Consider the following 6,213-nt stretch of genomic DNA (forward strand, 5'->3'; position numbering starts at 1 on the left):
AAGACATGACTACCCAGACCGTGGCGACACGTCGTTATTTCAGCAAAGCGTGGCTGATGGACCAGAAATCACTGATAGCCCTGCTGGTGCTGATTGCGATTGTCTCAACCCTGAGCCCGAACTTCTTCACCCTGAACAACCTGTTCAACATCCTGCAGCAAACCTCCGTCAACGCCATCATGGCGGTGGGGATGACGCTGGTCATTCTTACCTCCGGAATCGATCTGTCCGTCGGTTCCTTACTGGCGCTGACCGGAGCGGTGGCCGCCTCGATTGTCGGTATTGAGGTTAACGCGCTGGTGGCGATTGCCGCCTCGCTCGCCCTCGGCGCCGCAATCGGGGCCGTGACCGGCGTGATTGTCGCGAAAGGCCGCGTGCAGGCGTTTATCGCCACGCTGGTGATGATGCTGCTGCTGCGCGGGGTCACGATGGTTTACACCAACGGCAGCCCGGTAAATACCGGCTTTACTGAAAACGCCGATCTGTTTGGTTGGTTTGGTATCGGCCGCCCGCTCGGCATCCCGACGCCCGTCTGGATTATGGCGATTGTGTTTATCGCTGCCTGGTACATGCTGCACCATACCCGTCTTGGTCGTTATATCTATGCCCTGGGCGGCAACGAAGCGGCGACGCGCCTTTCCGGCATCAGCGTAAACAAAGTCAAAGTGATTGTTTACTCTCTGTCCGGCCTGCTGGCGGCGCTGGCGGGGGTTATCGAAGTGGCGCGTCTCTCCTCGGCGCAGCCGACGGCGGGTACCGGGTATGAGCTGGACGCGATTGCTGCGGTGGTGCTGGGCGGCACCAGTCTCGCCGGCGGTAAAGGACGCATTGTTGGGACATTGATCGGCGCTTTAATTCTCGGTTTCCTGAATAATGGTTTGAATTTATTAGGAGTTTCTTCCTATTACCAGATGATCGTCAAAGCGGTGGTGATATTGCTGGCGGTGCTGGTAGACAACAAAAAGCAGTAACTCATTACTCAACAGGACATCTGACTATGAACATGAAAAAGCTGGCTACCCTGGTTTCCGCCGTTGCGTTAAGCGCGACCGTTAGCGCGAACGCGATGGCGAAAGAGACCATCGCGCTGGTTGTCTCCACCCTTAACAACCCGTTCTTCGTTTCGCTGAAAGATGGCGCGCAAAAAGAAGCTGACAAACTCGGCTATAACCTCGTGGTGCTGGATTCCCAGAATAACCCCGCGAAAGAGCTGGCTAACGTGCAGGATCTGACGGTGCGCGGCACCAAACTGCTGCTGATCAACCCCACCGATTCCGACGCGGTGGGCAACGCCGTGAAGATGGCTAACCAGGCGAAGATCCCGGTCATTACGCTGGACCGCATGGCGGCAAAAGGCGAAGTGGTAAGCCACGTCGCTTCTGATAACGTGGTTGGCGGCAAAATCGCGGGCGACTATATCGCTAAAAAAGCAGGCCAGAGCGCGAAAGTTATCGAGCTGCAGGGCATTGCCGGCACCTCCGCCGCGCGTGAGCGTGGCGAAGGTTTTCAGCAGGCCGTAGCGGCTAACAAGCTGAACGTGCTGGCAAGCCAGCCGGCCGATTTCGACCGCACCAAAGGCCTGAACGTGATGCAGAACCTGTTAACCGCGCATCCGGACGTGCAGGCTGTGTTCGCCCAGAACGATGAAATGGCGCTCGGCGCGCTGCGTGCCTTGCAAACCGCAGGCAAATCCGATGTGCTGGTTGTTGGCTTTGACGGCACAGCGGACGGCGTGAAAGCGGTTGAAGACGGCAAGCTGGGCGCAACCATTGCGCAGTTGCCGGAGCAAATCGGCGCAATCGGCGTACAAACTGCCGATAAAGTGCTTAAAGGCGAGAAAGTTCACGCTAAAATTCCGGTCGACCTGAAACTGGTCGTCAAACAATAAAGACATCATAAGAAATGCAGGGCAACGCGCCACAGGATGTGGCGCACTTTAACCAGACAAATAACGGTGAACAGCGTGGGCAAACTCGTCGTTCTCGGCAGCATCAATGCCGACCATATCCTTAATCTTGATGCTTTCCCCTCACCCGGAGAAACCGTAACCGGCAACCATTACCAGGTGGCGTTTGGCGGCAAGGGCGCTAACCAGGCTGTAGCGGCCGGGCGCAGCGGCGCGGATATCGATTTTATCGCCTGCGTGGGCAGCGATGATACTGGCGCCCGGGTTCGTCAGCAGCTGGTTCAGGACAAGGTCGACGTCGCGCCGGTCAGCGTTATTGAGGGCGAGTCCACTGGCGTGGCGCTTATTTTCGTTAATGGCGAAGGCGAAAACGTGATTGCTATCCATGCTGGCGCCAATGCGTCGCTGACGCCTGCGTTGGTAGAAGCCCAACATGAGCGCATCGCCAAAGCTTCCGCCTTGTTAATGCAACTGGAATCACCGGTAGAGAGCGTGCTGGCGGCGGCGCGCATTGCGCAGCAGAACCACACTCGCGTGATTCTTAACCCCGCGCCAGCCCGCAGGCTTTCTGATGAATTGCTTGCGCTGGTGGATATCATTACCCCCAATGAAACCGAAGCGGAGAAGCTGACCGGCATCGCCGTAAAAAATGACGACGACGCGGCGAAAGCGGCGGCGGCGCTGCATGCTAAAGGCATTGGCACCGTTATTATCACGCTTGGCAGCCGCGGCGTTTGGGCAAGCGTTAACGGTGAAGGTCAACGGGTTCCTGGTTTCAAAGTAAAAGCTATCGACACTATCGCAGCGGGAGACACCTTTAACGGCGCGCTGCTTACGGCGCTGCTGGAAGAAAAACCGCTGGCGGAAGCTATTCGTTTCGCGCATGCGGCGGCGGCTATCGCCGTTACCCGTCCCGGCGCACAGCCTTCCGTACCGTGGCGCAAAGAGATTGACGACTTTCTGGCGCAGCAGGAGTAGCTTGTGGCGACCATGAAAGATGTCGCCCGCCTGGCGGGCGTCTCCACCTCCACCGTTTCACACGTCATTAATAATGACCGCTTCGTCAGTGAGGCGATTCGCGAGAAAGTCGAGGCGGCCATCCAAAGCCTGAACTACGCGCCCTCCGCGCTGGCGCGCAGCCTCAAAATCAACCAGACCCGAACCATCGGCATGCTGATCACCGCCAGCTCCAACCCTTTCTTCTCCGAACTGGTTCGCGGCGTGGAGCGCAGCTGCTTTGAGCGCGGTTACAGCCTGGTGCTTTGTAATACCGATGGCGATGAGCAGCGAATGAACCGCAATCTGGAAACGCTGCTGCAAAAACGCGTCGATGGCTTGCTGCTGCTCTGTACCGAAACACATCAGCCTTCGCCGGAAATCATGCGCCGTTATCCGGCTATCCCTACGGTTATGATGGACTGGGCACCGTTCGGCGGCGAGGGAGATCTGATTCAGGATAACTCGCTGTTGGGCGGGGATATCGCCTCTGCGTGTGGAAGGGTATCGCAACGCGATGGCGCGCGCCGGGCTTACTGTAAAAGAAGGATATGAAGTTAACGCAGACTTCGAGTTTCGCGGCGGTTTCGACGCCATGCAGGCGTTGCTGGCATTGCGTGAGCCTCCGCAGGCGGTATTTATGAGTAACGACGCCATGGCTGTTGGCGCCTATCAGGCGCTCTACCAGGCGGGGTTACGCATTCCTCAGGATATGGCGCTGGTGGGGTATGACGACATAGAGCTGGCGCGCTACATGACGCCGCCGCTGACCACCATTCATCAACCGAAGGACGAACTGGGCGAGCTGGCCATTGATGTGCTGATTCATCGCATGGCGCAGCCCGATTTACAGCAGCAGCGGCTCCAGCTGACGCCGGAGCTGGTGGAGCGCGGTTCGGCTTAAGCCTTATGCCGCTCTCTTATCAGGTTGTTGCCATCTTTGGCGCGCAGCAGCATAAAGACCGCTGCGGAAATAACGGTTATCACACCCATCGTAATAAAGGTGTAGTGGAACTGCTCAATGGTATTGGCATTTTCAAACCCTTCATAAAAGCGCAGCACGGCGGCGCTGACCGCCACCCCAAGGCTGATGGAAAGCTGCTGCGTCACTGCCAGCACGCTATTGCCGCCGCTGGCGTTCTCATCTGAAAGGTCTGCAAGCGTAATGGTATTCATCGCCGTAAACTGGGTCGACATCGCCATACCGAGGATAAACAGCGGCAGGATCAGCATCCACACCTCTTTCCCCGGCGACTGGATAGCGAACTGCGCAATCATCAGACCGATAAAAATCGTAATGCCTACCAGCGTTTTACGATAACCAAAACCGCGCAATACCTTTGTGACTACTGATTTCGCGAGAATCGAGCCTACCGCCGTCGGCGCCATCATGCAGCCCGCAATGAATGCCGGATAGCCGAACCCTACCTGTAACATCAGCGGCATCAGGAAAGGTACGCACCCTGTGCCGAGGCGTGAAGCAATATTACCGGCAATGCCAACGGAGAAGGTTCGCGTCTTAAACAGCGGCAGGGCGATAAGCGGCGTTGGGTGACGACGAGCGTGCCAGATATAAGCCAGCAAAAGCAGCAGCCCGCCCACAATGACCAGCAGTGCCAGCCAGGTGGCGACGATGCGCTCGCCAAAAAGCTCCATGCCGCTGGAGATAAAGACCAGGCTCAAGCCAAACAGGAAGAACCCAGATAAATCAAAACGGCGGCGCGGTGTAGTGAAGTTCGGCATATATTTACGCGCGTACAGCAACCCGGCGATGCCAATGGGAATATTAATAAGGAAGATCCAATGCCAGCTCGCCCAGGTGACCAGCACCCCGCCTAATAATGGCCCCAGAATTGGTCCTACCAGCCCTGGCATGGTGACGAAGTTGAGCACAGGCAAGAGTTCGCTGCGTGGGTAGGCGCGAAGCAGAGCCAGACGCGCGACGGGCATCATCATTGCGCCGCCAACCCCCTGCACTACGCGAAAGATAACCAGTTCGCCTAGCGAACCAGAAAGGGCGCACGCCAGCGACCCCAGCGTGAAAAGCGTTACTGCCAGCATAAAGACGCGACGGGTGCCGAAGCGGTCTGCCAGCCAGCCGCTGACGGGAATCAGCATGGCGACGGTCAGGGTATAACTGATAATCGCGGACTGCATCGCCAGAGGGGAACGGTTAAGGCTTTGGGCGATAGCTGGTAGAGCGGTGTTAAGAATAGTGGCGTCCAGCGCCTGCATAAAAAAGGCCATGGCCGCTATCCATGGCAGGCCTGCCATACTGCGCGCTTTTTTGGTCATGCGGATCCTGTTTTTAGTTATTGCTCTTGAGCATCGTTATCCTGCAAAAGCGTCTGACAGGCGGTAGAAGCGGCTTCGCTCTTTCCTGTCACTATCGCTTCGACAATGGTTTGGTGAAGCTCAAGCTTAATCACCTCATTATGGGTAATCGCGGAAAAGTAGGTGTAATAGATGGAGCGAAACAGACTGGCGAAAGAGGTCATAAAAGGATTTCCGCTCATCTCGTAGATTTTCTCGTGATAAGCCATATCCGCTTCCACCCAACGTTCGCGGTCGAACTTTGCTTTCAGTGAGAGCATTTCATCGAGCGTCGCTTTTAGATCGCGTTTCTGGTTTTCATTGCCGTGGCGCGCGGCAAGGGCGCAGGCCTGAGGTTCAAGACTCTGTCGCATGACAAGAAAGTCTTTCACCACATTATTGAAATCTTCCACGGTCATCCACCAGGCGAGCAGTTCCTTATCGAGGAAGTTCCAATGGCTTTGCGGCATTACCCGTGTGCCGATACGCGGACGGGGTAAAACCATGCCTTTAGCGGTTAGCGTCTTAACCGCCTCCCTGACAGCTGTACGGCTAACGCCAAATTGCTCGCCCAGCTCTATTTCACCTGGCAATATGCTCCCCGGTGCGTACTCACCTTTTAATATGCGCTGCGCCAACTTCCCGGCAAGAACATAAGAGAGGTTTTTTTGGGCCGCCAGTTGTTGAGTGGATAACGACATGCGAGCAGTTCCTTTAGCTTTATCTCGCTAAGTAGTATGCCATCGGGTAGAGAGATGAGGTGCAAAAAACGGCAAATATCACAATATATAAGCAGTTATGATATGTTTTGGTTGAAAAGTGTGCGGTTGAGCATTTTTTTTAAATTTACTCTTGTCAGCTCGCGAGAACTCCCTATAATGCGCCTCCACTGACACGGCACAACGGCATACACGCCGGCCTGGCAGCAAGAATCAAAACGGAATTAAGCGTAAATTAACGCTTGACTCTGAGGCGGGAAAGCGTAGTATACGCAACCC

Annotated in this window: 5 protein-coding genes and 1 pseudogene; 4 read left to right on the forward strand and 2 right to left on the reverse strand. The window is 55.9% G+C overall.

The genetic code is table 11. From position 1 onward, the window contains the following. Positions 1 to 5 precede the first annotated feature (5 nt). From rbsC to IEX01_RS19660, 4 genes and pseudogenes are all read left to right on the forward strand, one after another. Positions 6 to 971, forward strand: coding sequence for a ribose ABC transporter permease (gene rbsC, locus IEX01_RS19645; RefSeq protein ID WP_024556871.1), 966 nt, complete (start codon positions 6 to 8; stop codon positions 969 to 971). A 26-nt stretch (positions 972 to 997) separates the two neighbouring features. After that, on the forward strand, positions 998 to 1,888 hold the full coding sequence (rbsB, locus tag IEX01_RS19650; RefSeq protein WP_024553605.1) for a ribose ABC transporter substrate-binding protein RbsB: 891 nt from the start codon (positions 998 to 1,000) through the stop codon (positions 1,886 to 1,888). 36 nt (positions 1,889 to 1,924) lie between these two features. Next, the gene (gene rbsK / locus IEX01_RS19655; protein ID WP_281732776.1) at positions 1,925 to 2,884 is read left to right on the forward strand and encodes a ribokinase; all 960 of its coding nucleotides are present in this window, start codon (positions 1,925 to 1,927) and stop codon (positions 2,882 to 2,884) included. A gap of 3 nt (positions 2,885 to 2,887) precedes the next feature. Next, a pseudogene (locus tag IEX01_RS19660) lies at positions 2,888 to 3,806 on the forward strand (substrate-binding domain-containing protein). Here the strand turns inward: IEX01_RS19660 and mdtD are convergent. Then, the gene (mdtD, locus tag IEX01_RS19665; RefSeq protein ID WP_188724400.1) at positions 3,803 to 5,197 is read right to left on the reverse strand and encodes a multidrug transporter subunit MdtD; all 1,395 of its coding nucleotides are present in this window, start codon (positions 5,195 to 5,197) and stop codon (positions 3,803 to 3,805) included. The pseudogene IEX01_RS19660 and the gene mdtD overlap by 4 nt on opposite strands. 17 nt (positions 5,198 to 5,214) lie before the next feature. Beyond that, entirely contained in the window at positions 5,215 to 5,916 is a 702-nt protein-coding gene (locus IEX01_RS19670) for a FadR/GntR family transcriptional regulator (RefSeq protein WP_188724401.1), read from the reverse strand. Between the last annotated feature and the right edge of the window lie 297 nt (positions 5,917 to 6,213).

Origin of the sequence: Franconibacter daqui (assembly GCF_014644275.1) — a bacterium.
Taxonomy (GTDB): domain Bacteria; phylum Pseudomonadota; class Gammaproteobacteria; order Enterobacterales; family Enterobacteriaceae; genus Franconibacter; species Franconibacter pulveris.